The following is a 26,338-nucleotide window of genomic DNA, read 5'->3' as shown; positions in this document are numbered from 1 at the left end:
CGAGGCACCTGAAAAACGTTCAGGGCAATGCAACGCCGCCATGGACGCTTTCTCAGGCGCCGATCAATCGTCGTCGTTCGGATCCTGGTCGGGGAACATCACCTCGGTATAGCCGAATTGCGTAAAATCCACGATACGCATCGGATACAAAATGCCATGCAAGTGGTCCACTTCATGCTGTACCACGCGCGCATGGAAACCATCGCAGTCACGGCTAATGGGCTGGCCGAACTGGTCCACGCCTTCATAGTGCAACTCGCTCCAGCGCGGCACGCTGCCGCGCAAACCAGGCACCGACAGGCAGCCTTCGAAGCCCTCTTCCTTGCGCTCCGACAGCGGCGTCAGCACAGGGTTGAGCAGCACGGTTTCCGGCACTTGCGGCGCATCGGGATAGCGCAGATTCTGCTTGAAGCCGTAGATCACCAACTGCAGGTTGACGCCGATCTGCGGCGCCGCCAGGCCCGCGCCATTGGCCGCATGCATGGTGTCGAACATGTCGGTGATCAGCGCATGCAATTCGGGCGTATCGAATTCACGCACGGGCTCGGCCATGCGCAGCAGGCGCGGATCGCCCATCTTCAGAATTTCACGTACCGTCATTTTGCTTCCATTGTCGATTGCAGTTGTTGCAGGTAAGTGCGGAAGGCGGCGCCCGTTTCCGGATGCTTCATGCCCATCGCCGTCGTTGCCTTCAAATAACCGAGCTTGGAGCCGCAATCATAACGCTGCCCCTGATAGCGGTAAGCCAGCACGCGCTCTTCGCGCATCAGGGCGGCGATGCCGTCCGTCAACTGGATTTCGCCGCCGGCGCCCGTGCCGATATTTTCCAGGTGATTAAAGATACGGCTGGTCAGCACATAACGGCCCACCACGGCCAGGGTCGATGGCGCCTCTTCGGGCGCAGGCTTTTCCACGATGGCCGACACCAGTTCCAGGTCGGGCTGATAATTCTTTGCCGACACGATACCGTACTGCCTGGTTTCCGCGCGCGGCACATCCTGCACCGCCAGCAGCGAGCAATTTTCATACTGGAAGACATCGGTCATCTGCGCCAGCACGGGGCGCACGCCCTCTTCCACGTCCATGAAATCGTCGGCCAGCAAGACGGCAAACGGTTCGTCGCCGATCACGGGACGGGCGCACAGCACGGCATGCCCCAGGCCCAGCGGCGCCGACTGGCGGATGTAAATGCAATTGATGTGCTTGGGAATGACGTTTTGCACCATGTCGAGCAACAGGCGCTTGCCGGCCGCTTCCAGTTCCGACTCGAGCTCATAGGCCGTATCGAAATGGTCTTCGATGGCGCGTTTATTGCGGCCCGTGATGAAGATCATTTCCGTGATGCCCGCCGCCACCGCTTCTTCCACTGCGTACTGGATCAATGGCTTGTCGACGATCGGTAACATTTCCTTCGGTTGCGCCTTGGTTGCAGGCAAGAAACGACTGCCCAGGCCGGCAACTGGGAAAACTGCTTTTCTGATTTTTTTCATGGGTCTTCTGTAATATGTGAATGATTAGTCTTGCGCGAGCAAGGCCAGCAGAGCGGCCTCGTCGAGTATGGCCACACCCAGTTCCTGCGCCTTGGCCAGCTTGCTGCCGGCGTCAGAACCGGCCACGACATAGCCTGTCTTCTTCGACACGGAACCGCTGACCTTGCCACCTGCCGCCTCGATCAGCTCCGCCGCCTCGTCGCGGCTCATATTGGGCAAGGTACCCGTCAGGACGAAAGTCTTGCCGTCCAGCTTGCCGCCAGCGGCTGACATTTCAGGTAATTGTGACAGTAATTCATTGCGCAGGGCGTCCAGTTGACCGAGCAGCTTGACATTGCTCTCATCGGCCAGCCATTGCGCCAGCGCTTCTGCCACGGCGGCGGGCAAGCCCGCGTGGAAGCTGGCGCCTTGCGCGGCCAGGCTGGCCAGGGTCACGCCCCGCTCCACCAGTTGCTTGCTGCGCGGTTCCGTCAGCTTGGGGATGCCGATGGCCGCCAGCAATGTCGTTTGTTCCAACTGCGTGCGCAGCTTGGCGCTGGGCGCGTGTTCACCCTGCGGCGTGACGCCAGCGTCCAGCAATGCCTGCAGCGCCTGCTGGTTCTTTTCTTCGGCAAAGAAATCGGCGATGGACACGGCCACGGTGCTGCCGATGTCGGGCAGCACGCGCAGCAAGGCTGCGGGCGCTTTGCGCACATACGCCAGGCTGCCCAGCCACTCGGCCAGGGTCTTGGCCGTTGATTCGCCCACGTGGCGTATGCCCAGCGCGAACAGGAAACGTTCGAGCGGCGGCCGCTTGCTTGCTTCTATGCCGGCCAGCAGATTTTCCGCCCATTTGGTGGGAATCTTGCCTTGTTGCACTGTTTCTGGCGTCGAGCCATCGCGCTCGTCGGCGCGCACTTTCATTTCCAGCAATTTATCCAGGGTCAGGCTGTACAGGTCGGCCAGGCCATGCACGTATTCCAGTTCGACCAGGGTATCGATATAACGTTCCCCCAACCCCTCGATATCCATCATGCGCCGCCCGGCAAAGTGTCGGAACGCTTCCTTGCGCTGGGCCGAACAGAACAGGCCGCCCGAGCAGCGGGCGATGGCCTCGCCCTCTTCGCGTACCACGTGGGAATCGCAGACAGGACAACGCTCCAGCATCTTGAACGGCAGCGGCGCCGGTTCGGGGCGCTTCTCCAGCACCACGGACAGCACTTCCGGGATCACATCGCCGGCGCGGCGCACGACGACGGTATCGCCCACGCGCACATCCTTGCGCAGCACCTCGTCTTCATTGTGCAAGGTGGCATTCGTCACCGTCACGCCGCCCACGGACACGGGCGCCAGGCGCGCCACGGGCGTCATGGCGCCCGTGCGGCCCACCTGGATATCGATGCCCAGCACCACCGTCAGCGCCTCTTCGGCGGGGAACTTGTGCGCCAAGGCAAAACGCGGCGCGCGCGAGACAAAGCCCAGCTCCTGCTGGCTTTCCGTCGCGTTCACCTTGTAGACCACGCCGTCGATTTCATACGGCAAGGCGGGGCGGCGCGCGCCGATATCGGCGTAGTAGGCCAGCAAGCCCTGCGCGCCCTGCACCACACTGCGCTCCTTCGACACGGGTATGCCCAGGGTCTCGTACCAGTCCAGCAGGGCCGAATGCGACACAGGCATGGCGGCGCCATCGAGGGCGCCGATGCCATACGCATAGAAACGCAGCTTGCGCTGCGCCGTGATGCGCGAATCGAGCTGGCGCAGGCTGCCGGCCGCGGCATTGCGGGGATTGGCAAATTCTTTCTGACCAGCATCACGCTGACGCTGGTTCAAACGGGCAAAATCGGCCTTGAACATCATGACTTCGCCACGCACGTCCAGCAGCGCCGGTACATTCTCGCCATGCAGGCGCAGCGGAATGCCGGAAATGGTGCGGATATTTGCCGTCACGTCTTCGCCCGTGGCGCCATCGCCGCGCGTGGCCGCCTGCACGAACAGGCCATTTTCATAGCGCAGGTTGATGGCCAGGCCGTCGAATTTCACTTCGGCCGCATAGTCGACTTGCGCAGCGTCAAGATCCAGGCCTTCGCGCACGCGGCGGTCGAAGTTGACGATATCGTCATCGGTGAAACCATTGTTCAGCGACAACATCGGCACCGTGTGCGTGACTTGCTCGAATTGCGGCAGCGGCGCCGCGCCCACGCGCAAGGTGGGCGAATCCGCTGCTCGGAGTTCGGGATGGGCCGCTTCCAGCGCCTGCAGTTCGACAAACAGCTTGTCGTACTCGGCGTCGGGAATGGTGGGATTGTCGAGCACGTGGTAGGCGTGCAGATGCCGATTGAGCTCGGCAGTGAGTGCCAGGACGCGGGCAGTGGCGTCCTGGTTGATCGGATCAGTCATTATTGCGGGATTCTTCAGCTAAATAAACGCAGGGCGCGGGTGGAACCTGCCGGAATGTCGGCCGCGTCCATTTCCTGGTAAAACTCTTGCACCTGGCCGGCGATCTCGGCCAGCGCCGCGTCCGACAAGGCCTGGTTGTAATCATCGACGATGGTGGCGTCGAGGCGGCCCACCAGTGCCTTGGCGCAAGCGACCATGGCGCCAAAACCGTCGCGCGCGGGCGCCACGCAGGGCACGTCCAGCAACAGGGTCAATCGGGACGTGGTTTCCTCGGCCAGGGTGACATTCGTCGACAGCGAGAACAGATGGCTGCCGTCGCCATCGGGCATGACGAAGCGGCCGTCCGGACGCACGTCGAAGCCCTGCTTTTCCAGCGCAAACAGCAGGGTGGAAATTGCCCACGGCGCGCCGTTCGTGTGCAGGTTGACGCCCAGTTGCGCGTCGTGTCCGGCGACGAAGCGGTGCAGATTGCGCGCTTCGGCCATCACTTCCATCATGTCGGGCACTTCCGGCTCGGCACCGATCTCGTCGGCCACGCCGCGCAGGCGCGTGACCAGTTCCGAGTATTCCAGTTCATTCAAGGCGGTGCTGCGGCTGGCCAGCTGCACGCCGCCCTGCATCTTGGTATAGACACCGCCATGCGTGATCGGTTCCCAGTCGCCATTCACGTGCAAGCCGATGAAATGCACGGGCTTGTTGCCCACCAGGCGCAGGGTTTGCAGCACGGGCAGGATCTTGTCGCCGCGCACGGGCGCTTCCAGCGACAAAGGCAGCAGGCAATCGATCAGCGGGTCGACCAGGCTGGTCGCCTGTTCGCTGGCGGCGCTGACTTCTTGCACGGGCGCGGCGGCTGGTGCAGGGACTGGCTCGGCAGGCGCATCCCCCAGCGACGGTTCCGCATGCACGGGGGCATCGGACACGGGCGCGGCTGGCGGCGCGCCGAACGACGGTTCGGCCTTGGCGGCTGGCGCGGCGTCAAAGCGCGGTTCCTGGCGCAGGACGGGTTCCTGGGCATCCGCCACGGGGGCGTCGCCCTCGCGCATCAGCACATCGTCGTGGTCGGTGGAAAAGGCCCGTTCCACGCTTTTCTTGGCCTTGTATTCCTGCCATTTGTTGTACGAGAAAACACCGACGATAAAGACGCCGCCGGCGCCGAACAAGGTAATTTGTAAGTCTGTCATGCTGCTTGTGCCTCGGTTGCAAAATTTGCGGCGGACTCCATGTCCACCGCCACGATGCGCGATACGCCCTGCTCCTGCATCGTCACACCGATCAATTGATGGGCCATTTCCATCGCAATCTTGTTATGCGAAATGAAAAGGAATTGGGTCTGGTCGGACATGCGCTTGACCATGCGGCAGAAGCGTTCCGTGTTCGAATCGTCCAGCGGTGCATCGACTTCGTCGAGCAGGCAGAACGGCGCCGGATTCAGGCGGAACATGGAAAACACCAATGCGGTCGCGGTCAGCGCCTTCTCTCCACCCGATAACAGGTGGATGGTGGCATTTTTCTTGCCGGGAGGCTGCGCCATGACTTGTACACCGGAATCGAGAATCTCGTCGCCCGTCATGGTCAGCCTGGCCTGCCCCCCGCCAAACAGGATGGGGAACAGCTCGGAAAAGTGGTGGTTGACCTTGTCGAACGTGTCTTGCAACAGGTCGCGCGTTTCCTTGTCGATCTTGTGGATCGCATCTTGCAGCGTGTTGATCGCTTCCGTCAGGTCGGCATTCTGGGCGTCGAGGAAATTCTTGCGCTCGGATGCCTGCGCCAGCTCGTCCAGCGCGGCCAGGTTGACGGCGCCCAGGGACGTGATGGCGTTCGTCAGGCGCGTGACTTCGCCCTGCAGATACGAGGGACGCATGTCCGGGTGCAACTTTTCCGTCAAGGCGGCCTCGTCGGCACCCGATTCCAGCAATTGCTGGGCGAATTGCTCCTGATTCAGGCGCGCGGCCTGTTCCTTGAGCTGCATTTCCATGATCTTGTCGCGCTGCGGTTGCAGGCTGCGTTCCGATTGCGTGCGCGCATCTTCGGACAGGCGCAGCTGCTGCGTGATCTGGTCCAGTTCATGGCGCGCATCCGCCAGCGCCCGCTCCTGCGTGGTGCGGCGCTCGAGCAAGTCCTGCAAGCCGTCAGCCGCCGCACCGCTTTCCAGATTCGCCAGTTCGAGTTCGCCCGCCTGCAGGCTGGCCGTCACTTGCTGCGCCTGCGTGCTGGCCGTGGCGATATTGCGGCGCAATTCCTCGATCTTCGCGCGCTGGGCTTTTTCCGCGTATTCCGTATCCTTGGCAGCCCGCTCCAGGTCGCGCAAGGCTTCGCGCGCCTCGGACAAAAGCTGTTCCTTCTGCAAAAAGTCCGTATGGCCGTCTTCGTGCGCTTCCTGCAAGTTGCCCAGTTCCATGTCCAACTGTTCGAATTTCTCTTCCGATTCCAGCTTGGTCTGCATCTGCTCCGCTTCCTGCGCGGCAATTTCCGCCAGATCCGCACCGATCTGCGTGCTGCGCTGGTTGAAACGCGCTTCCACTTCCGACAATTTGACCACGTCGAGTTGCAAAGTATGCACGGACGACGTCAGTTGCTGTATGCGCAGGCGCAACTCGGACAGGTTGCGCGTCAGGGTGGCGACGGCCGCGTCGGCCCGCACGGAACGGGCGCGCGCCTCTTCGGCCAGCAATTGCTGGGCGCGCAATTGTTTGCCGATATTCTCGATTTCCTGCTGGCGCCCCAGCATGCCTTCCTGCTCCGAATCGGCCGCATAGAAGCGCACGCTGGACGCCGTGACCACGTGACCAAGCCGCGTGACGAAGTAGCCGCCCGGCGGCAATTTCGCCCGCTCGGCCAGCGCTTCGGCCGCGTCTTCCACTGCGTAGGCGTTGTACAGCCAGTCCTGCAGCAAGCCGCGCAAGCCCGGATCATTCAGTTTCAGCAAGTTCAGGAACGGTTTCAGGCCTGGCACGTCCGGCAGCGGCAGCGGCGCCACCGTGGATGGCGCGTACAGGGCCAGCTTGGCCGGTGGCGCATCGGCAAAGAATGCCTTGGCCCAGTCGATATTCGACAGTTGCAGGGCCGACGTGCGCTCGCGCAAGATCGATTCCATGGCCGCTTCCCAGCCCGCCTCGATCTGCAGCTTTTGCCACAGGCGCGGCAAGGTGTCGAGCTCGTGCTTTTTCAGCCACGGCTGGACCTTGCCCTGCGTCTGCACCCGTTCCTGCAATTGTTTCAAAGCGGAAAGACGCGCTTCCAGCTGGGCATTCGCGGCCGTCTCAGCATTCACTTGCGCCTGGGCTTCAGCGCGTTCCTGCTCCAGCTTGGGTTGCTGCTCCAGCGCCTCTTCCAGGTAGAAACCCTGCTCTTCCAGCGTCTGCTGCTTTTCTTCCAGCTGCAGTTTCAGGTTTTCCAGGTGGCTGCTGTCGGGCAAACTGAGGCTGTTCTTTTCCTGTTGCAGGCGCTCGCGGCGCGTCAACAGGCTGGCCAGGATGTTGGAGGCGTTGCGCTGGTGCGCAGATTCCAGTTCCAGCTGCTGCTGCGCCTGCATGATGCGCGCGCGCGATTCCGTGCTCTTGTTTTGCGCGGCGCGCCAGGCGGCGTCCAGTTCGGGCAATTGCTCGCCCTTTTGTTCGGCCATCATTTGCGATTGCTCCACCTTGGCAGCCAGCTCCTCGAGGTGGAACTCCGCCTCTTCGATCTGTTCCTGGTATTCGCTGCCCTGGCTGCTCCACTGGTCGCGCTGGGCCGTCAGGGTCGCCAGCTGGGCCTGCAGGCGGGCGCGCGATTCGATGACGAACTTGATCTGCGCTTCCAGGCTGCCGATTTCCGCATTCGTCTGGTACAGATGGCCTTGCGCCGTATGCAGGCGGTCGCCCACGGCAAAGTGCGCCTGGCGCATCTGCTCCAGGGTCAGCTCGACGTTGCGCAGCTTGGCCGTCTGTTCTTCCAGGTCCGTCTGCGCCTGTTCCACTTCGCGGAAATAGCGCGTCTGCTCGTTGTGCGCCTCGTTCTTGCGCAGCAGCCACAACAGTTTCTGCTTTTCTTCCTGGTCCGCCTGCAAGGCGTGGAAACGCGTGGCCACGGCCGCCTGCGCTTCCAGCTTTTCCAGGTTGGCATTGAGTTCACGCAAGATATCTTCCACGCGCAGCAAGTTCTCGCGCGTGTCCTGCAAGCGGTTTTCCGTCTCGCGGCGGCGTTCCTTGTATTTCGACACGCCCGCCGCTTCTTCCAGGAAGACGCGCAATTCCTCGGGGCGCGATTCGATGATGCGCGAAATCATGCCCTGGCCGATGATGGCGTAGGCGCGCGGACCGAGGCCGGTACCAAGGAAAATATCCTGGATGTCGCGCCGGCGCACGGGCTGGCCATTGATGTAATAGGTGGACGTGCCATCGCGCGTCAAGGTGCGCTTGACGGCGATCTCGGCGTACTGGCCCCACTGGCCAGAGGCCTTGCCATCGTTGTTGTCGAACACCAGTTCCACGGAAGCGCGCCCGGCTGGCTTGCGGTGCGTGGAGCCGTTGAAAATGACGTCCTGCATCGATTCGCCGCGCAATTCCGACGCTTTCGATTCGCCCAGCACCCAGCGCACGGCATCGATGATATTCGACTTGCCGCAGCCATTGGGCCCAACCACGCCCACGAGCTGGCCTGGCACCTGGAAATTGGTGGGATCGACGAAAGACTTAAATCCCGACAACTTGATGGAAGAGAGACGCACGTGTTTTAGAGTTCCTGGCCTATGCTGGCGGTTGAGATCGGCGAACCCGGTTCATATTCAGTTCAGATGCACCATGGCGACGGCAGTCTGGCCGCACACCGCAAAAAAAGTGGTTCATCATACCAGTTCCTGATGCTTTTCTGGCCAAAAAACAGCGGCATCAAGTGCCGGCCGGCACCAGCTCAAGGGGCTGGGCGTCCATCCTGCGCCAGTTTCCAGTCTTCACGGGAGAAAACGCGTTCATGGCCGGACAGCACCATGGCCAGTTTTTGCAGCCACTGCTCGGTCGGCATGGGCTCGGCCTTGAAGCTCAGCGCCACCATCAGCACCAGGCTGGCCAGCGCCAGCGCATGGCTGACGGCGAAATTGACGGCGCCACGGGCCTTCCACATGAAGCCCAGCGCCAGCGCCAGGCCCAGCACGCAGCCGCTGACGGCTTCCGACACGCTGTGCGCATGCACGACGATACGCGAAATGGCCACCAGCACGGCAAACGCCACACCGATCAGGACGCCGGCATGGCGCCAGCGCGGTTCGGCCCGCTGCAGCAGCACATACATCAGCACGGGAAACACGGCGCCGGCGCGCATGGCGTGGCCGCTGAAGCCCGTAAAATCGAGCGCGCTACTGCCCACACCCCAGCTCATGAAGGCCAGCTTCGACAGCACCACGAGGGCCAGTCCACCGCCGTACCACAGGCTCCAGCTGAGCACCAGGCGCCACTGGCGCGAGACGAGCAGCCACAGGGCAATCGCCACTCCAGCCGGCCCCATGACGGACATGTCGGCCGCAAAAGAAATTCCATTCCACCAAGTCATCGTGCCTGCGCTTATTTCATGATCAGCGTGCACTATGCCACGACTCGGCCCTGTTCCGCGCGGCTTTTGCTGTACTGCAGCAAAGAATTACATTCCATTACAAAATTCCCCTGCCAAAACTATCCACTTGGCAAGTACCAGGCACGCGTCAGATATTCGTCAGGCGCTTGCCCCTGGGCGGCGCAAAGTCGCGGATAGCTTCGATCATGCCCACTTCCAGCGCCTGGTCGGCCGTCAGGTGCAGGTCGGAATACGCATGCACCTGCCATTGCTCGTCCGTCAGGTTGACCTGGCCGCGCAGGATGCGCTCGGTACGCATGTCGTCGGCGCGCAGGCCCTCGACGATGATGCTGAGCGCATCAGGGCGCGAACCGGGCGAGGCGGTCGCATGCGACTTGTGCACCATGAAGCGGGCCGTGTCGCTGGCATGGCGATGCCGCCCCGACAGAAACAGGGTGACGGCGATGGACGCCACGGCGCCTGCGTTGTAGGTAATGATGTCAAACGGCAACTTGCTGAGAAAGTTGTACAGACAAATGCCATCGCTGACATAGCCGCCGTTGGACTGGATCAGGATATGCGCGGCGGTGAGCTTGTCTTCCGTGATGTCGGCCACGGCGTTGAAGACGCGCCGCACCATGTCACTGTTGACGTCGCCCGAGAGGGTAAAGTAACCGTGCTGCTCGGTGTTGTTTTGTGTCTCGTGTTGTGTCCCGCTCTGTGTCGTGTTCATGGCAGCCACCCGCAAGAAAGCCAGGACTTCATCATAGTCCATTCCCACGCGGCCGGGCGCCCTTTTGCATTGAATCAGGCCCCTGCCCAGCCCCGCAAATCGGGGGTTTTTCGGCAATTCGGCAACGTCTTTACAGATTGACAGAATACCCCTGCTGACATATATTCCTCACACTTGATCGGGAGAGGGCAACCCAGCGTTGCCGCCGAAGGGGCACTACCCAAAAACTCTCAGGCAAAAGGACCGATCAGGCGGACTGAAGCTGTTGCTTTGACGACATCTTTAGCTCAACTCTGGAGAGCGGCCGCGGCTATTGCCGGCGGCCCACCGAAGGGGCGCACGGGGCAAGCCCCCGTAATCTCTCAGGTACAAAGGACAGGGGGTCAGTGATCACGATGGAGTGCCGTTTTGGCTCTCGATATTCTGTGTTCTGTTAACTTCCCCCTTTACCTTCGTCCCGAGGAATCCATGACGCTCAAAGCGACCCCACTCAACAACGCCCACCGTGCCCTCGGCGCCCGCATGGTCGATTTCGGCGGCTGGGACATGCCCGTCAACTACGGCTCGCAAATCGAAGAACACAACGCCGTGCGCGGCGACGCCGGCATGTTCGACGTGTCGCATATGTGCGTGGTCGATATCGAAGGCCCGAACGTGCGCACCTTTTTGCGCGGCTTGCTGGCCAATAACGTCGACAAGCTGCAAGTGTCGGGCAAGGCGCTGTACTCGTGCATGCTGAATGCCGAAGGTACCGTCATCGATGACCTGATCGTCTACTTCTTCAACGAAAACTGGTTCCGCCTCGTCGTCAACGCGGGCACGGCGGAAAAAGACGTGGCCTGGATGCAGCAGCAAAATACAGCCACCAACAGCGGCCTGACGATTACCGAGCGCCGCAATGCCAACGAGCCGATGGCCCTGGTGGCCGTGCAAGGCCCGAACGCACGCGCCAAGGTGTGGCAAGTGCTGCCGCAGACGCAAGCCGCGTCCGAAGCCATCAAGCCGTTCAATGTCGTCATCGTCAAGGACACGGCATTCGGCGAAGTCATGCTGGCGCGCACCGGCTACACGGGCGAAGACGGTTTTGAAATCGGCGTGGCAGCGACCCAGGTGGAAGTCCTGTGGAACGCCCTGATCGCTGCCGGCGTCAAACCGGCCGGCCTGGGAGCGCGCGACACCCTGCGTCTGGAAGCAGGCATGAACCTGTACGGCCAGGACATGGACGAAAGCGTCAACCCGCTCGACGCGGGCCTGGCATGGACCATCGACCTGGTCAGCGAGCGTGATTTCATCGGCAAGGCCGCCCTGCTGGCCAAAGGCCAGAACGCGCAATTCGTCGGTCTGATCCTGCGCGAAAAAGGCGGCGTGCTGCGCGCCCATCAAAAAGTCATCATCGCAGGCAGCGAAGCCACGGGCGAAATCACCAGCGGCACCTTCAGCCCGACCATGCAGGAAGCGATCGCCCTGGCGCGCGTGCCCAACGGCGTGAACGTGGGCGACAGCGTGCACGTGGAAATCCGCGGCAAGCAACTGGCCGCCTCCGTCGTCAAGCTGCCTTTCGTGCGTAACGGTAAAATCCTGGTTGCGTAAGCGATTAGCGATAGAGAGCCACCGCCCGCAAGACCGAATAAACATCATCAATAACGAACACTTACCATCTGGAGCCACACATGAACATTCCTGCAGACCTGAAGTACACCGCCTCCCACGAATGGGTACGCCTTGAAGGCGACGGCACCGTCACCGTCGGCATCACCGAGTATGCGCAGGACGCCCTGGGCGACATCGTCTTCGTCGAACTGCCAAGCGTGGGCACCACATATGGCGCCGGCGACGATGCCGCCGTGGTGGAATCGGTCAAGGCCGCGAGCGACATCTACGCGCCGATCGCCGGTGAAGTCGTGGCCGTCAACGACGACGTGGTCAACTCGCCTGAGTCGATCAACGCCGATGCCTACGCCAACTGGCTGTTCAAGATCAAGCCAGCCGACGTGTCGGCCCTGGACGGCTTGCTCGACGCTGCCGCCTATGGCGCCACCACCAGCGCCTGATCGCGTTTGACTCACGGGCCGCGTTTGCGGCCCGTTTGCTTTGGTTGCAATAAATTACAGCAGCGCCCGCGCGCCGCCTCCCGGTTTTTCAGTCTTTTTTGGCCTCTATATCATGACCCGCACCAGCCTGACCCAACTCGAAGCACGCGATGCCTTCATCGCCCGCCACATCGGCCCTTCCGCCACCGAACAGCAAGCCATGCTGGCGACCCTCGGCTACCCATCGCGCGCCGCGCTGATCGATGCCCTGGTGCCAAGCAACATCCGCAACAAGGGCGCCCTGCCCTTGGGCGCCTACTCGCAGCCGATGCCGGAACAGGAAGCCCTGTCGCGCCTGAAAGCCATCGCCGGCAAGAACCAGGTTTTAAAATCGCTGATCGGCCAGGGCTACTACAACACGTTTACGCCTGGCGTCGTGCTGCGCAATATCTTTGAAAACCCGGCCTGGTACACGGCGTACACGCCTTACCAGCCAGAGATTTCGCAAGGCCGCCTGGAAGCGATTTTGAACTTCCAGCAAGTGATCACGGATTTGACCGGCATGGGCATCTCGAACGCCTCGATGCTGGACGAAGGCACGGCCGCCGCCGAAGCGATGACCCTGATCCAGCGCGTGGGCAAGTCCAAATCGAACGTGCTGTATGTGGCCAATGACGTGCTGCCGCAAACGCTGGAAGTGGTGCAGACGCGCGCCCAGCCGATCGGTATCGAGGTGCGCACCTTCGATCCGGCGGAAATCGAGTCGCTGGACGCCTGCTTCGGCGTGCTGCTGCAATACCCTGGCGTGAACGGTGTCGTGCGCGACTACCGCGCTGGCGTGGAAAAACTGCATGCGAATGGCGCCATGGTCATCGTCGCGGCCGACCTGCTGGCCCTGACCATGCTGACGCCTCCTGGCGAATGGGGCGCCGACGTCGTCGTCGGCAACAGCCAGCGCTTCGGCGTGCCGCTCGGTTTCGGCGGACCGCACGCGGGCTACCTGTCCACGCGCGATGAATTCAAACGCAATATGTCGGGCCGCCTGGTGGGCGTGACCGTCGATGCGCAAGGCAACAAGGCGTATCGTTTGGCCCTGCAAACGCGCGAACAGCATATCCGCCGCGAAAAAGCCACCTCGAACATCTGCACGGCGCAAGTGCTGCTGGCCGTGATGGCCTCGATGTACGCCGTCTACCACGGCCCCGCCGGCCTGCTGCAGATCGCCCAGCGCGTGCACCGTTTTACGGGCGTGCTGGCCGCCAACCTGAAAACCCTCGGCTATGGCGTCGTCAACGCGAGCTACTTCGACACCCTGACCATCAATGTCGCCGATGCGGCGCAACTGCACGCAACGGCCATGCACCACGGCGTCAACCTGCGCAAGATCGACAGCACCCATGTCGGCGTGTCCTTGGACGAAACCACCACGCGCGACGATATCGCGCTGCTGTGGAAAGTGTTCGCGCACGGCCTGGCCAACGCGCCTGCCGCGCCGGATCTGGACGCCGTTGAAGCGGCTGTCACCAGCGCGCTGCCCGCTAATCTGGCACGCGAGAGCGCTTACCTGACCCACCCCGTCTTCAACAGCTACCACTCGGAACACGAAATGCTGCGCTATCTGCGCAGCCTGGCCGACAAGGACCTGGCGCTGGACCGCACCATGATCCCGCTCGGTTCGTGCACCATGAAGCTGAACGCGACGAGCGAAATGATTCCCGTCACCTGGCCGGAATTCTCGAACATCCACCCGTTCGCGCCGGACGCGCAAACGGTGGGCTACCGCGAAATGATCGCGCAACTGGAAGAGATGCTGTGCGCACTGACCGGCTACGCCGCCGTCTCGCTGCAGCCGAACGCCGGTTCGCAGGGCGAATACGCGGGTCTGCTGGTGATCAAGGCGTATCACGCATCGCGCGGCGAAGGCCACCGCAACATCTGCCTGATCCCTTCGTCGGCGCACGGCACCAACCCCGCATCGGCCAACATGGTCGGCATGCAGGTGGTCGTCACCAGCTGCGACGCCAACGGCAACGTGGACCTGGCCGACCTGAAAGCGAAAGCGGAAAAGCACAGCGCCAACCTGGCTTGCGTGATGGTCACCTACCCGTCCACCCACGGCGTGTTTGAAGAAGGCATCCAGGAACTGTGCGAGATCATCCACTCGCACGGCGGCCAGGTCTACATCGATGGCGCCAACATGAACGCGCTGGTCGGCGTGGCCGCTCCCGGCTCGTTTGGCGGCGACGTGTCGCACCTGAACCTGCACAAGACCTTCTGCATCCCGCACGGCGGCGGCGGACCAGGCGTCGGCCCGATCGGCGTGGGTGCCCACCTGGCGAAATTCCTGCCGAACCAGCGTTCGTCGGGCTATCAGCGCGATGCTGCCGGCATCGGTGCCGTCAGCGCCGCGCCTTTCGGCTCGGCCAGCATCTTGCCGATTTCGTGGATGTATATCGCCATGATGGGCGCGGAAGGCTTGACGGCAGCGACCGAGACGGCGATTCTGGCAGCGAACTACATCGCGCGCCGGCTGGCGCCGCACTACCCCGTGCTGTACTCGGGCCACGACGGCCTGGTCGCGCACGAGTGCATCCTCGACCTGCGCCCGATCACGGACGCCACCGGCATCAGCAACGAAGACGTGGCCAAGCGTTTGATGGACTTCGGTTTCCATGCGCCGACCATGAGCTTCCCCGTGCCGGGCACGCTGATGATCGAGCCGACGGAAAGCGAATCGAAAGTGGAAATCGACCGCTTCATCGATGCCATGATCGCCATCCGCGCGGAAATCGCCAAAGTCGCCAGCGGTGAGTTCGACCACGACGACAACCCGTTGAAGCATGCGCCGCACACGGCGCAGGTGTTGATGTCGGACAACTGGGAACGCAAGTACAGCCGTGAAATCGCGGCCTACCCCGTCGCTTCCCTGCGCCAGCGCAAATACTGGCCACCGGTCGGCCGCGCCGACAACGTGTACGGCGACCGCAACCTGTTCTGCGGCTGCGCCCCGATCAGCTCGTACGAAGAGGAATAACGCCAGACCAAACCTACTGCGCGTCGCGCTTTGCGGCCGGCGATGCTCACCGTACTAAAGTACGGTTGCGCTTCTCGGCCACAAATCACTGACGCTCGCTACGGTTTTGTCAGGCGTCGAAACTCTACATTCAGGAAGTCACAGAACGGCAGGCCGCAAGGTCTGCCGTTTTTTTTTGCGCCGCGTTATAAGGCCAGCAAGACGGCACCGGGCAGCCCCAACACAGTGCCCAGTATCGTCAGCAACATGACATCGCGCCGCTCGCAGCGGGTGCGGTGCGAGCTCCAGGCGGCGAACAGCAGCGCGACGGCCACGCCGCTGAGCGAAATTCCCACTTCCGTCATGCCGTCTCTCCCGTCATTGTTTCTTTCTTCATTGCCCTCATCCTTTTCATTGATTGAACAAGCTACCTACCGGTAGGCAGTAAGTGTACAATAAAAAACACGGCGGCGTCCATGCCCCATTTTTTTGATGACATGAAGGAATCGCAATGCAGCAGCAAACCACCCTCCCCGCCGCCAGTCTTGGGCTCGCGGCCTCCCTGGCCCTGGTGGCCGTGCTCGGTCCGGCCGGCATCGACATGTACCTGGCCTCGATGCCCGCCATGGCGCGCGAGCTGCACACCTCGTATGCGAATGTGCAGCTGAGCCTGACCGTCTTCCTGCTGGCCCTGGGCGCAGGGCAACTGCTGTGCGGGCCCCTGACGGACATGCTGGGCCGGCGCCGTCCGCTCTTGGCCGGCATCGCCGTCTACATCGTGGCGGCCATGTGGGCGGCGCAGGCAGATCAATTGGCCACCCTGCTGCTAGCGCGTTTGCTGCAGGGCCTGGGCGCGGCGCTGACCCTGGTGGTGGTGATGAGCATGGTGCGCGACGTGGCAGATGGGGTCAAAGCGGCGCAGCTGTTTGCCCTGTTGATGACCATCGTGGGCCTGGCGCCCGTGCTGGCGCCCGCCGTGGGCGGCTTGCTCGATGCGCACTACGGCTGGCGCGCCGTGATGCTGGCCCTGGCCGCGCTGGGCGCCTTGACCCTGCTCAATAGCGCGCTGTTCTTGCCGGAAACGCTACCACACGCCCGCCGCGTCTCGCCGCGCGGCCTGCACCGCACGTATGCGCGCATCGCGCTGGACCGCGCCTTCCTGCTGCCCGCGCTGGCCCTGTCCGCCACTTTCTTTTTCCTGTTTGCGTATATTGGCGGGGCGTCGCTCGTGTATCAGCGCGATTTCGGCTTGTCCGCCGGCAGTTTCGGCCTGGTGTTTGGCGCCACGGGCGTGGCCGTGCTGCTGGGCGCGATGGCCAGCGGCCGCCTGGTGGAAAGGTACGGCGTGGTGCGCCTCTGCGTGGCGGGCAGCGCCGCCATGCTGGGCGGCGCCGTGCTGGCCCTGCTGGGTGCCTGGGCGGGCTTCGGCATCGCCGCCGTCGTGCCCGGCATGTTCGTGGCCCTGTTTGGCCTGGGTATCGCGGAAGCGGCGCTGATGGCCATGGCCATGGGTTCGCAACAGCGTGCGCTCGGTTCCACGGCGGCATTGCTGGGCGCCATACAGATGACCTTGTCATCGCTGGCCACACCGCTGGCGGCCAGCCTGTCCGAATGGGGGCCATTGCCCTGGCTGCTGTTCTTGACCGTGGCCGGCCTGCTGGTATCATGGCTGACCCTGGCCACTACGCGCGTCCATCCGGCACACGCCAGCAGCCCGGGCGCGCACTGACCCCTTAGCTCACCACTACCTGCACCACTACCTCCTATGAAGAAACGCTCGGCCTCGGCCGATAACATCTGCGCCGTCGCCGTCGTGCACTTTTCCGAACATGGCTACGACGCCTCGTCCCTCAGCGATATCGCCGCGCAGGCGGGCATGCGCAAAGCTTCGCTGTACTCGCACTTCGCCGGCAAAGACGCCCTCTTCCTCGACGTGTTTGCCGACGCGCTGGCCGAAGAGCAAGCCTTCATGGACGCCAGCTTCGCCGATGAAGCGGCGCTGGCGGCGCCCGGCGGCCAGCAAGCTGGCGCCCTGTACTGCGACCGCATGGCCCAGCGCTACGGCGATTCGGCCCATCTGCGCTTTTTGCTGCGCACGGCCTACCTGCCGCCCGCCACCCTGCGCATCGAAGTCGGCACAGGCTACGAATCCTTGCTGGCAAAGTTGCAGCAGCACTACGTGGCCAGCCTGGGCCGATTCGCGCCTGCGCTGCCTCCCCAGCGCGTCGCCCTGTACGCGCAAGCCTACCTGGGCATCGTCGACAGCCTGCACGTGGAACTGATCTACGCGGGCGGCGCCGCCCTGCAGCAGCGCCACGCGGCCTTGTGGCATATCCTCTCCGATTCGCTGGCGATGGCGCAAAAGGCCTAGTCACCCATGCCGCCATTCATCTCCTTCCTGCACACCTCGCCTGTACATGTCGCCAGCTTCGCACGCCTTCTGGACGCGCAGGCGCCAGGCAAGGTCGCCGAACACCATGTGGATGAAGCCTTGCTGGCGGCGGCGCAGCAAGCCGGTGCCGACGAAGCCGTGCTGGACAGGCGCGTCAACGAAGCCATGACGGCTGCCGCAGCCAGCGGCGCGGCCGTGGTCGTCTGCACCTGCTCCACCATCGGGGCCGCCGCCGAGCGCACGCCGACCGGCGGACGCTTCACCGCCATGCGCGTCGACCGCGCCATGGCCGATGCAGCCGTGCTGGCAGGCCCGCGCATCCTGATGGTGGCCGCCCTCGCCAGCACGCTGGCGCCGACCACACGCCTGCTGCGGGAATCGGCCGCCGCACTGGGACGACCGCTACAGTTGCAGTCGCTGCTGGCCGAAGCGGCGTGGACGCACTTCCAGCATGGCGATCATGCGGCCTACATCAACGCCATCGCCAGCAGCGTGACGGCCGCTACGCCAACCGCCGACGTGATCGTGCTGGCGCAAGCGTCGATGGCGCCGGCTGCCCAGGCGCTGCAGGCACTGGGTGTGCCGGTGCTGTCAAGTCCCTCGCTGGGCGTGGCGCGTGCTCTGGCGCAGTTGCAGGCACGCTAGCGTCGTGCGAATCAGTCACATTACACTTTGGAAACCTAAGATTTCTTCAGTTGACACTCTTGCGGCCCATCCATAAGATGCCCTCATTATTCATTTACGGAGTCCCACGTGGGTACTTGTTCTAGTGACAGTAGCCGATCTTGTATCGGTGATTGCCTCGGCAGCTAAACAGCAAGCAACGCGGAACTCTCTTTCCTCCGTGCCTTGCTGAGCAAGGTGCGGTGTCTCTCGCAGCCAGTCTGGCTGCGCGCCTCTCCCCCCTCTTTCCGATCGCGACCGGCTACTGACCCGGATTGCCCGCCAGCACTATTGTGTCTTGGCGGCACGCAAGTCTTGCCTGCGGCTGCGCCGCCCGTCAACACCTCGCCGTGAAAGGAAGAGCCATGAATCTCTTCACCCGCTTATTCGAATCATTCCTGCGCAAACGCCATACGGCCGGCCATTTCCGCCGCCGCGCCATGCCGCTGGAAAACAGCACGGCCCGCCCCGTGCCCGATCACCTGGCGCGCCAGCTGCTGGCCGCCGCCCACGAAGACCTGGACAGCGCCCTGAACCGCCTGCATGCGCGCCTGGAAGGCTTGCGCGATGCCGAGGCGCAAGTCATCGGCGCGCAAACGGGTCCGAATGAAGTCGAGCATGAAAAACCGCTGGCCTGGTACCAGCATCTGTGGCTGTGCTACAAGAATCCGTTCAACCTGCTGCTCACCGTGCTGGCGATTGTTTCCTACCTGACGGAAGACCCGAAGGCCACCATCGTCATCGGCACCATGGTGATTTTATCGACTCTGCTGCGCTTCGTGCAGGAAGGCCGCTCGAACCGGGCCGCCGAGCGCCTGAAAGCCATGGTCAGCAATACGGCCACCGTGCTGCGCAATGGCCAGCAGATCGAGCTGCCCATCCGCCAGCTGGTGCAGGGCGACATCATCGTGCTGTCGGCCGGCGACATGATCCCCGCCGATTGCCGTTTGCTTTCCGCGAAAGACCTGTTCGTCAGCCAGGCCGCCATGACGGGCGAATCCTTGCCCGTGGAAAAGATGGCGGAACTGGCCGATGCCCATGGCAAAGACCCGATGGAGCTGGCCAATTTGCTGTTCATGGGCACGAACGTGATCTCGGGCGCGGCCACCGCGCTGGTCCTGGCGACCGGCAACCGCACCTATTTCGGCACCATCGCCACGCGCGTGACGGCCACCGAGCGCACGCCGACGGCGTTTGAAGCGGGCGTGAACAGCGTCAGCTGGCTGCTGATCCGCTTCGCCCTCGTGATGGCGCCGCTGGTGTTCCTGATCAACGGCTGGACCAAGGGCGACTGGATGGAAGCATTCCTGTTTGCCCTGTCCGTGGCCGTGGGCCTGACGCCGGAAATGCTGCCCATGATCGTCACCAGCACCCTGGCCAAAGGCGCCGTGAAACTGTCTAAAAAGAAAGTCGTCGTAAAACGCCTGGATGCCATCCAGAACTTCGGCGCCATGGATGTGCTCTGCACGGACAAAACCGGCACCTTGACGCAGGACAAGATCGTGCTCGAACGCCATACGGACGTGTTCGGCCAGCCCTCCGATGAAGTGCTGCAATTTGCCTACCTGAACAGCCACTACCAGACGGGCTTGAAAAACCTGCTGGACCGCGCAGTGCTCGACCATGTGGAATTGCAGACGGAAATGCAGCTGGCGCGCGATTACGTGAAAGTCGATGAAATCCCCTTCGATTTCGTGCGCCGCCGCATGTCCGTCGTCGTTTCCGAAAAGAATGACCACCATGAGCTGATCTGCAAGGGCGCCGTCGAGGAAATCCTCGCCGCCTGCAGCCATTTGCGCCTGAATGGCGTGGACGTAGCGCTCGACGCCTCCCTGCTGGCCAAGGTGCTCGATACCACGCACGGCCTGAATGCGGAAGGGCTAAGAGTGGTGGCCGTGGCCGTCAAGGAAGTGCCACCGCATAAAACCGTGTACGGCGTGGCCGATGAAACGGCGCTGACCCTGATCGGCTACGTGGCGTTTCTCGATCCGCCGAAGGAATCGACGGCGCCCGCCCTGCGCGCGCTGGCGGAACACGGCGTCACCGTGAAAGTCTTGACGGGAGATAACCACCTGGTGACGGCGAAGATTTGCCGCGAAGTGGGCCTGGCCGTGCATGGCGTGCTGCAAGGCCCGCAACTGGACGAGATGGACGACGCCACTTTGGCCCGCGCGGCCGAAGACAATACCGTGTTTGCCAAGCTCAGCCCTCTGCACAAGGAGCGCCTGGTGCGCGCCCTGCGCGGCAATGGACATATCGTCGGCTTCATGGGCGACGGCATCAACGACGCGCCCGCCCTGCGCGCAGCCGACATCGGCATTTCCGTCGATTCGGCCGTGGATATCGCCAAGGAGGCGGCCGACATCATCCTGCTGGAAAAGAGCCTGATGGTGCTGGAAGAAGGCGTGCTGGAAGGCCGGCGCACCTTCAGCAACATGCTCAAATACATCCGCATGACGGCCAGCTCGAACTTCGGCAATGTGTTTTCCGTGCTGGTAGCCAGCGCCTTCCTGCCGTTTTTACCGATGCTGCCGCTGCACTTGCTGGTGCAAAACCTGCTGTATGACGTGTCGCAGATCGCCATCCCGTTCGACAATGTCGACGCCGAACTGATCCAGAAGCCCCTGAGCTGGAATCCGCGCGACATCGGCCGCTTCATGGTGTTCTTCGGCCCCATCAGCTCGATCTTCGACATCAGCACCTTTATCTTGATGTGGCATGTGTTTGGCGCGAATACACCAGAACAGCAGACCCTGTTCCAGTCCGGCTGGTTCGTCGTGGGCTTGCTGACGCAAACCCTGATCGTGCACCTGATCCGCACGCCCAAGCTGCCCTTCATCGACAGCATCGCCTCCGTCCCCCTGCTGGTGGCCACCACTGCCATCATGGCCGTGGGCGTGTTCCTGCCGATGGGACCGCTGGCGACCTACTTCAAGCTGCAAGCCCTGCCGTTGGGCTATTTTCCCTGGCTGCTGGGCATCCTCGTCTGCTACACCGTGCTGACGACGTTCATGAAACGCGTGTACCTGCGCAAATTCGGCTGGCAATAGTATGATGAGCCGCTCTTTCTCCTTACAAAGGCACGCATGAGCGGCTCCTCCCTTTCGAAACGTAATCTCGCCTTGCTGCTGTCGGCCCTCGTCTTTCCCGGCAGCGGGCATTTTGTCTTGCACCGCAAGGCGCGCGGCTGCCTCTTCCTTGTGCCGGCCCTGGTCGCCCTGGTGATGGTGTTGCGCCAGATCATGGCACGTTTGGACCAAGTTATGGCACAGATCGACAGTGGCGCCCTGCCCCTCGACGTACAGCTGATCGTGGAAAAAGTCGATGCGCTGTCCGCCAATGACGGTCCCGCCATGACCGTGGCCGTGAGCGTGCTGGTGGCGTGCTGGATAGGCAGCCTGATCGATACCTGGCTCCTCAAGCCATGACGGCGGAAGCGCAGGCGCGCAATGAACGCAAAAAACGCAAGGAAGCAAAGATGCAGGCGCGCCGCGCGCAGCTGGCGCTCAGCCGCCAGGACCACGGCGGCCCGCTGGCCTGGCGCGGCTGGTTCGACGGTTCCGCCCATCCGAACCCGGGCAAGCTGGGCATAGGCGCCCTGCTGCTGGGGCCGCATGGCGAGCGCATCGAAGTGAGCCAGGCGGCCGGCCATGGCAGCAGCAGCGACGCGGAATATGCGGCCCTGATCGCCGTGCTGCAGGCGGCGCAGGCCGTGCGCCCGCCGCCCGTGCAATTGCTGCTGTTCGGCGACAGCCAGGTGGTGATCAATGATGTGCTGGGAACGACGCCGGTCGGCGCCAAGGGGCTGGAAATGCACAGGGCCACCGTAGTGGCCCTGCTGGAACAATTCACTGATGTGAGCTTGCGCTGGCTGCCGCGCCACAGGAATGGCGAGGCGGACCGGCTGTCGCAGCTGGCGATTGCCGGCTTCACCCCAGAGGCTTAAATACCGGGGTCGTACCCTCAGGGTACGACCCCAGCCGTTACGGGGTAAGCAACTTAAGCGGCGCGGCCGATCCGCAAGGCATCTTGCGGCGTTTTGGCCGCCGGACGTTTTACACCCTTCAAACCGCTGACACTGGCCTGCTGTCCATTCAATTTAAACACGCTGACGACTTGCGCCAGGTTGTGCGCCTGGTGCTGCATGGATTCGGCGGCCGCCGCCGACTCCTCCACCAGGGCCGCATTTTGTTGCGTCACGGCGTCCATCTGGCCGATGGCGCGGTTGATCTCGTCGATGCCCACGCTTTGCTCGCTGCTGGCCGCCGTGATTTCCGTGATGATGTCGCTCACGCGCTGCACGCTGTCGACGATATCGTTCATGGTCGAACCGGCCTGCGCCACCAGCATGCTGCCCGCATTGACTTGCTCCACGGACGCGCCGATCAGGGTCTTGATCTCTTTTGCAGCCGAAGCCGAACGCTGCGCCAGGTTACGCACTTCCGAGGCCACGACGGCAAACCCACGGCCCTGTTCGCCTGCGCGCGCCGCTTCCACGGCCGCATTCAGGGCCAAAATGTTGGTCTGGAAGGCGATGCCATCGATGACGGAAATGATGTCGACGATCTTGTTCGACGAGGCATTGATCGATTCCATGGTACCCACCACTTGCGCCACCACTTCGCCGCCCTTGACGGCCACTTGCGCCGCCGACGCCGCCAATTGATTCGCCTGGCGCGCATTGTCCGCATTCTGCTTCACGGTCGACGTCAGCTCTTCCATCGAGGACGCGGTTTCTTCCAGCGAACCGGCTTGCTCTTCCGTGCGGGAAGACAGGTCCTGGTTGCCGGCGGCAATCTGCGTCGACGAGGTGGCGATGCTGTCCGTACCGCTGCGCACTTCGCCGACGATATTGAGCAGGCTGGTGTTCATGTCCTTCAACGCTTGCAGCAGTTGCCCGGTTTCATCCTGGGCGCTGGCGTCGATCTGCGCCGTCAAGTCGCCGTCGGCTACCTTGCGGGCGATGTCCACGGCCGTGCGCAGCGGACGCACGATGCCCATCGTCAAGACCCAGGCGCAGACGACGCCAAAGCCCAGCGCCAGCGCGGCCAGGGTCAGCAGCAAGTTGCGGCTGGTCTTGGCGACCTCGTCTATTTCGCGCGCGGTGGCGTCGATGCTGGCGCGCTGGTGCTGCAGCATGTCGTTGACCACTTTCAGGTATTTCGTCGAGCCGGGCACGAAGATGCCCTGGAACGCTTGCTCCGCTTCCGCTTCCTGTCCATCCGCCTTCAGCTTCGACACTTGCGCGCGCGAATCGAGGTAGACCTTGCGCTGTTCGCTCACCAGGCGGAACAGTTCCTTTTCTTCCGGGCTGGAAATCAAGGCTTCGATTTTCTTTTGCAATTCGCCCGAGACGACGGACGATTGCTTGGCTTCTTCCGCAAAATACGCGCCCAGTGAGGTGTCGCTGCTGCGCGCGATGGCCGTCGTGCGACGCACGCCGCTGTCGATCTTTGCATACCAGTCGGAAATATAGCGTTCCTTCGCCAGCGGCAGTTCCATCATGTTGCGCGTGGATACGGCCACATCGTGCAGCCGCCACACGCTGATGCCGGTAATGACCATGGAAAACAGCAAAATGACAGCAAAACCCAGGCCGAGACGCACACCAATACTGACGTTTCTTAACAAATTCATGTGAATATCCTGAAAAAGCGCAACCAGACTATATAAAAAGGGGTTGCGGCTGCACGTGGCAGCCGCGACAGCATCAGCGTGTGCCGATGCGCAAGGTGGTTTGCGGCGCTGCCGGGCGTTTCAGCGCCTGCTGGCCATTGAGCTTGAACACGCTGACCACTTGCGCCAGGTTATGCGCCTGGTGCTGCATCGATTCGGCGGCGGCCGCCGATTCTTCCACCAGCGCCGCATTTTGTTGCGTTACGGCGTCCATCTGGCCGATGGCGCGGTTGATCTCGTCGATGCCCACGCTTTGCTCGCTGCTGGCCGCCGTGATTTCCGTGATGATGTCGCTCACGCGCTGCACGCTGTCGACGATATCGTTCATGGTCGAACCGGCTTGCGCCACCAGCATGCTGCCCGCATTGACTTGCTCCACGGACGCGCCGATCAAGGTCTTGATCTCTTTCGCGGCGCTGGCCGAACGCTGCGCCAGGTTACGCACTTCCGAGGCCACGACGGCAAAGCCGCGACCCTGCTCGCCCGCGCGCGCCGCTTCCACGGCCGCGTTCAGGGCTAAAATGTTCGTCTGAAAGGCGATGCCATCGATGACAGAAATGATGTCGACGATCTTGTTCGACGACGCGTTGATCGATTGCATCGTGCCCACCACTTGCGCCACCACTTCGCCGCCCTTGACGGCCACTTGCGCGGCCGACGCCGCCAATTGATTCGCCTGGCGCGCATTGTCCGCATTCTGTTTCACGGTCGAGGTCAGCTCTTCCATCGAGGACGCCGTTTCTTCCAGCGAACCGGCTTGCTCTTCCGTACGGGAAGACAGATCCTGGTTGCCGGCGGCAATCTGCGTCGACGAGGTGGCGATGCTGTCCGTGCCGCTGCGCACTTCGCCCACGATATTGAGCAGGCTGGTGTTCATATCCTTTAACGCTTGCAGCAGTTGCCCGGTTTCATCCTTGGCGCTGGCATCGATCTGCGCCGTCAAGTCGCCATCGGCTACCTTGCGGGCGATGTCCACGGCCGTGCGCAGGGGGCGCACGATGCCCATCGTCAAGACCCAGGCGCAGACGACGCCAAAGGCCAGCGCCAGCGCAGCCAGCGCCAGCAGCAGGTTGCGGCTGGTATTGGCGACGGCGTCGATCTCGCGCGCTGTCGTGTCGATGCTGGCGCGCTGGTGTTCCAGCAAGTCCAGCACCATCTTCTGGTACTTGGCGGCAGCCGGCACAAAGGTCTTTTCAAACACCTCATTGGCGGCATCGACCTGCGATTCACCCTTCAGCTTGTAGACCTGATCGCGCGAACTGATGTACACCTTGCGCTGTTCCAGCAAGCCCGCGAACATGGCTTTTTCGGCGGGCAAGTCGATCAGTGCCTCAATCTTCTTTTGCAGCTCGGCCGAACTGGACGACGAGACTTTCGATTCTTCGGCGAAATAGCCGCTCAGCGAAGTGTCGCTGCTGCGGGCAATGGCGATGGTGCGGCGCACGGCGCTGTCGATACGGCCATACCAGTCGGAAATATAGCGTTCCTTGGCCAATGGCTGCTCCATCATGACGCGCGTGGCGCTGGCCACGTCGTGCAAGCGCCAGACGCTGATGCCCGTAATGATCATGGAAAACAGCAAAATGACGGCAAAGCCCAATCCCAGACGGACCCCGATGCTGACGTTTCTTAACAAATTCATGTGACTATCCTAATATCCTGAAGAGAGGCCCTGCAGCCAGCGCCTGGAACAGCATGGCGGACGCCGCCAAATCTGTCCCGCCATGTAAATCTGGCGCACGGTTCGGTTGAACCGTGCGCCATGAAAATGCGCTAGCGTGCTCCCCGCGGAAACGATATGCAATACTTATTGTCAATAGTTTTTGACAATATGCAGGGAAATTCTCTTCACTGCGGCATTACGCCGCCAGTTTCTCGATCAAGCCCATGTCGGCGCTGGACATCAGCTGGTCGATATCGACCAGGATCAGCATGCGCTCGTCGATGGTGCCCAGGCCGATCACATATTCCGTATTGATCGAGCGGCCCATGTCCGGCGCCGGTTTGATCTGTTCCGGCATCAGGGTGGTGACGTCGGAGACGCGGTCGACGACCATGCCGACCACGCGGTTGCCGATATTGAGGATGATGACGACGGTGAACTGGTCATAGCTGGGGGTGCCCAGGTTGAACTTGATGCGCATGTCGACGATCGGCACGATGATGCCGCGCAAGTTGACCACGCCCTTGACGAACTCGGGCGCGTTGGCGATGCGGGTCGGCGTTTCATAGCTGCGGATTTCGCTGACTTTCTGGATGTCGATGCCATACTCTTCCTGGCCCAGGGTAAAGGCCAGGTATTCGGCAGCCTTGGCAACGGTTGCGCCAGTGTCGCTGGAAATGGTGTTCATGATAATCCTTTCGTTAACTCGCCTGGGGCGCAGGCCAGAACACGCTGTACGCGAGCCTGGACGTGACGAGCCATCCACAATGCAATGCAAT

Annotated in this window: 20 protein-coding genes and 2 riboswitches; of the genes, 9 read left to right on the top strand and 11 right to left on the bottom strand. The window is 62.4% G+C overall.

The window, feature by feature from the left end:
- Nucleotides 1-63 precede the first annotated feature (63 nt).
- The 7 genes from def to CNX70_RS13490 form a co-directional block, all read right to left on the bottom strand.
- A complete protein-coding gene (gene def / locus CNX70_RS13520) occupies nt 64-600 on the bottom strand; it encodes a peptide deformylase (protein ID WP_096235105.1) in 537 nt (178 codons plus the stop codon).
- Nucleotides 597-1,490, bottom strand: coding sequence for a UTP--glucose-1-phosphate uridylyltransferase GalU (gene galU / locus CNX70_RS13515; RefSeq protein ID WP_096235104.1), 894 nt, complete (start codon nt 1,488-1,490; stop codon nt 597-599). The genes def and galU overlap by 4 nt, the downstream gene beginning before the upstream one ends.
- A gap of 24 nt (nt 1,491-1,514) precedes the next feature.
- The gene (gene ligA / locus CNX70_RS13510; protein WP_096235103.1) at nt 1,515-3,866 is read right to left on the bottom strand and encodes an NAD-dependent DNA ligase LigA; all 2,352 of its coding nucleotides are present in this window, start codon (nt 3,864-3,866) and stop codon (nt 1,515-1,517) included.
- Between the two features lie 14 nt (nt 3,867-3,880).
- Complete coding sequence (locus CNX70_RS13505; protein WP_096235102.1) at nt 3,881-5,047, bottom strand: cell division protein ZipA C-terminal FtsZ-binding domain-containing protein; 1,167 nt, start codon at nt 5,045-5,047, stop codon at nt 3,881-3,883.
- Entirely contained in the window at nt 5,044-8,571 is a 3,528-nt protein-coding gene (gene smc, locus CNX70_RS13500; RefSeq protein WP_096235101.1) for a chromosome segregation protein SMC, read from the bottom strand. Before smc ends, CNX70_RS13505 begins: the two co-directional genes overlap by 4 nt.
- A 182-nt stretch (nt 8,572-8,753) precedes the next feature.
- Nucleotides 8,754-9,389, bottom strand: coding sequence for a phosphatase PAP2 family protein (locus CNX70_RS13495; RefSeq protein ID WP_244199147.1), 636 nt, complete (start codon nt 9,387-9,389; stop codon nt 8,754-8,756).
- Between the two features lie 148 nt (nt 9,390-9,537).
- On the bottom strand, nt 9,538-10,122 hold the full coding sequence (locus tag CNX70_RS13490; protein ID WP_244199146.1) for an ATP-dependent Clp protease proteolytic subunit: 585 nt from the start codon (nt 10,120-10,122) through the stop codon (nt 9,538-9,540).
- A gap of 169 nt (nt 10,123-10,291) precedes the next feature.
- A riboswitch (glycine riboswitch) is annotated at nt 10,292-10,378 on the top strand.
- Nucleotides 10,379-10,405: 27 nt separating this feature from the next.
- Nucleotides 10,406-10,511: riboswitch (glycine riboswitch) on the top strand.
- A gap of 79 nt (nt 10,512-10,590) precedes the next feature.
- Here CNX70_RS13490 and gcvT point away from each other — a divergent pair.
- The 3 genes from gcvT (at nt 10,591) to gcvP (ending at nt 15,186) form a co-directional block, all read left to right on the top strand.
- Complete coding sequence (gene gcvT, locus CNX70_RS13485) at nt 10,591-11,712, top strand: glycine cleavage system aminomethyltransferase GcvT (RefSeq protein ID WP_096235098.1); 1,122 nt, start codon at nt 10,591-10,593, stop codon at nt 11,710-11,712.
- Nucleotides 11,713-11,792: 80 nt separating this feature from the next.
- Nucleotides 11,793-12,173: a glycine cleavage system protein GcvH gene (gene gcvH / locus CNX70_RS13480; RefSeq protein WP_096235097.1), complete on the top strand. Its 381-nt coding sequence runs from the start codon at nt 11,793-11,795 to the stop codon at nt 12,171-12,173.
- A gap of 112 nt (nt 12,174-12,285) precedes the next feature.
- On the top strand, nt 12,286-15,186 hold the full coding sequence (gcvP, locus tag CNX70_RS13475) for an aminomethyl-transferring glycine dehydrogenase (RefSeq protein ID WP_096235096.1): 2,901 nt from the start codon (nt 12,286-12,288) through the stop codon (nt 15,184-15,186).
- A 185-nt stretch (nt 15,187-15,371) separates the two neighbouring features.
- Here gcvP and CNX70_RS28185 read toward each other — a convergent pair whose 3' ends face one another.
- On the bottom strand, nt 15,372-15,530 hold the full coding sequence (locus CNX70_RS28185; RefSeq protein ID WP_157751005.1) for a hypothetical protein: 159 nt from the start codon (nt 15,528-15,530) through the stop codon (nt 15,372-15,374).
- A gap of 146 nt (nt 15,531-15,676) precedes the next feature.
- On the opposite strand from CNX70_RS28185, the gene CNX70_RS13470 reads away from it, so the two are divergent.
- The 6 genes from CNX70_RS13470 to CNX70_RS13445 all read left to right on the top strand — a co-directional run bounded on the left by CNX70_RS13470 (nt 15,677) and on the right by CNX70_RS13445 (nt 22,166).
- Nucleotides 15,677-16,894, top strand: coding sequence for a Bcr/CflA family efflux MFS transporter (locus CNX70_RS13470; RefSeq protein ID WP_096235095.1), 1,218 nt, complete (start codon nt 15,677-15,679; stop codon nt 16,892-16,894).
- A 36-nt stretch (nt 16,895-16,930) separates the two neighbouring features.
- The gene (locus CNX70_RS13465) at nt 16,931-17,536 is read left to right on the top strand and encodes a TetR/AcrR family transcriptional regulator (RefSeq protein ID WP_096235094.1); all 606 of its coding nucleotides are present in this window, start codon (nt 16,931-16,933) and stop codon (nt 17,534-17,536) included.
- Between the two features lie 6 nt (nt 17,537-17,542).
- On the top strand, nt 17,543-18,202 hold the full coding sequence (locus tag CNX70_RS13460) for an Asp/Glu/hydantoin racemase (RefSeq protein ID WP_096235093.1): 660 nt from the start codon (nt 17,543-17,545) through the stop codon (nt 18,200-18,202).
- A gap of 383 nt (nt 18,203-18,585) precedes the next feature.
- Nucleotides 18,586-21,270: a magnesium-translocating P-type ATPase gene (gene mgtA, locus CNX70_RS13455; protein ID WP_096235092.1), complete on the top strand. Its 2,685-nt coding sequence runs from the start codon at nt 18,586-18,588 to the stop codon at nt 21,268-21,270.
- A 36-nt stretch (nt 21,271-21,306) separates the two neighbouring features.
- A complete protein-coding gene (locus CNX70_RS13450) occupies nt 21,307-21,648 on the top strand; it encodes a hypothetical protein (protein WP_096235091.1) in 342 nt (113 codons plus the stop codon).
- Complete coding sequence (locus tag CNX70_RS13445) at nt 21,645-22,166, top strand: ribonuclease HI family protein (protein ID WP_096235090.1); 522 nt, start codon at nt 21,645-21,647, stop codon at nt 22,164-22,166. Before CNX70_RS13450 ends, CNX70_RS13445 begins: the two co-directional genes overlap by 4 nt.
- Nucleotides 22,167-22,219: 53 nt before the next feature.
- Here CNX70_RS13445 and CNX70_RS13440 read toward each other — a convergent pair whose 3' ends face one another.
- From CNX70_RS13440 to CNX70_RS13430, 3 genes are all read right to left on the bottom strand, one after another.
- Nucleotides 22,220-23,857 carry a methyl-accepting chemotaxis protein gene (locus CNX70_RS13440; RefSeq protein ID WP_096235089.1) on the bottom strand — a complete coding sequence of 546 codons (1,638 nt, stop codon included), beginning with the start codon at nt 23,855-23,857 and terminating at the stop codon, nt 22,220-22,222.
- 73 nt (nt 23,858-23,930) lie between these two features.
- Entirely contained in the window at nt 23,931-25,538 is a 1,608-nt protein-coding gene (locus CNX70_RS13435) for a methyl-accepting chemotaxis protein (RefSeq protein ID WP_096235088.1), read from the bottom strand.
- Nucleotides 25,539-25,755: 217 nt separating this feature from the next.
- Nucleotides 25,756-26,247 carry a chemotaxis protein CheW gene (locus CNX70_RS13430; RefSeq protein ID WP_035818113.1) on the bottom strand — a complete coding sequence of 164 codons (492 nt, stop codon included), beginning with the start codon at nt 26,245-26,247 and terminating at the stop codon, nt 25,756-25,758.
- Between the last annotated feature and the right edge of the window lie 91 nt (nt 26,248-26,338).

The sequence above is a fragment of the Janthinobacterium svalbardense genome, from assembly GCF_002327145.1.
Classification (GTDB): Bacteria; Pseudomonadota; Gammaproteobacteria; order Burkholderiales; family Burkholderiaceae_D; genus Janthinobacterium; species Janthinobacterium tructae.
The sequence above is the reverse complement of the archived record's forward strand: the minus strand, read 5'-3'. Positions and strand labels throughout refer to the sequence as shown.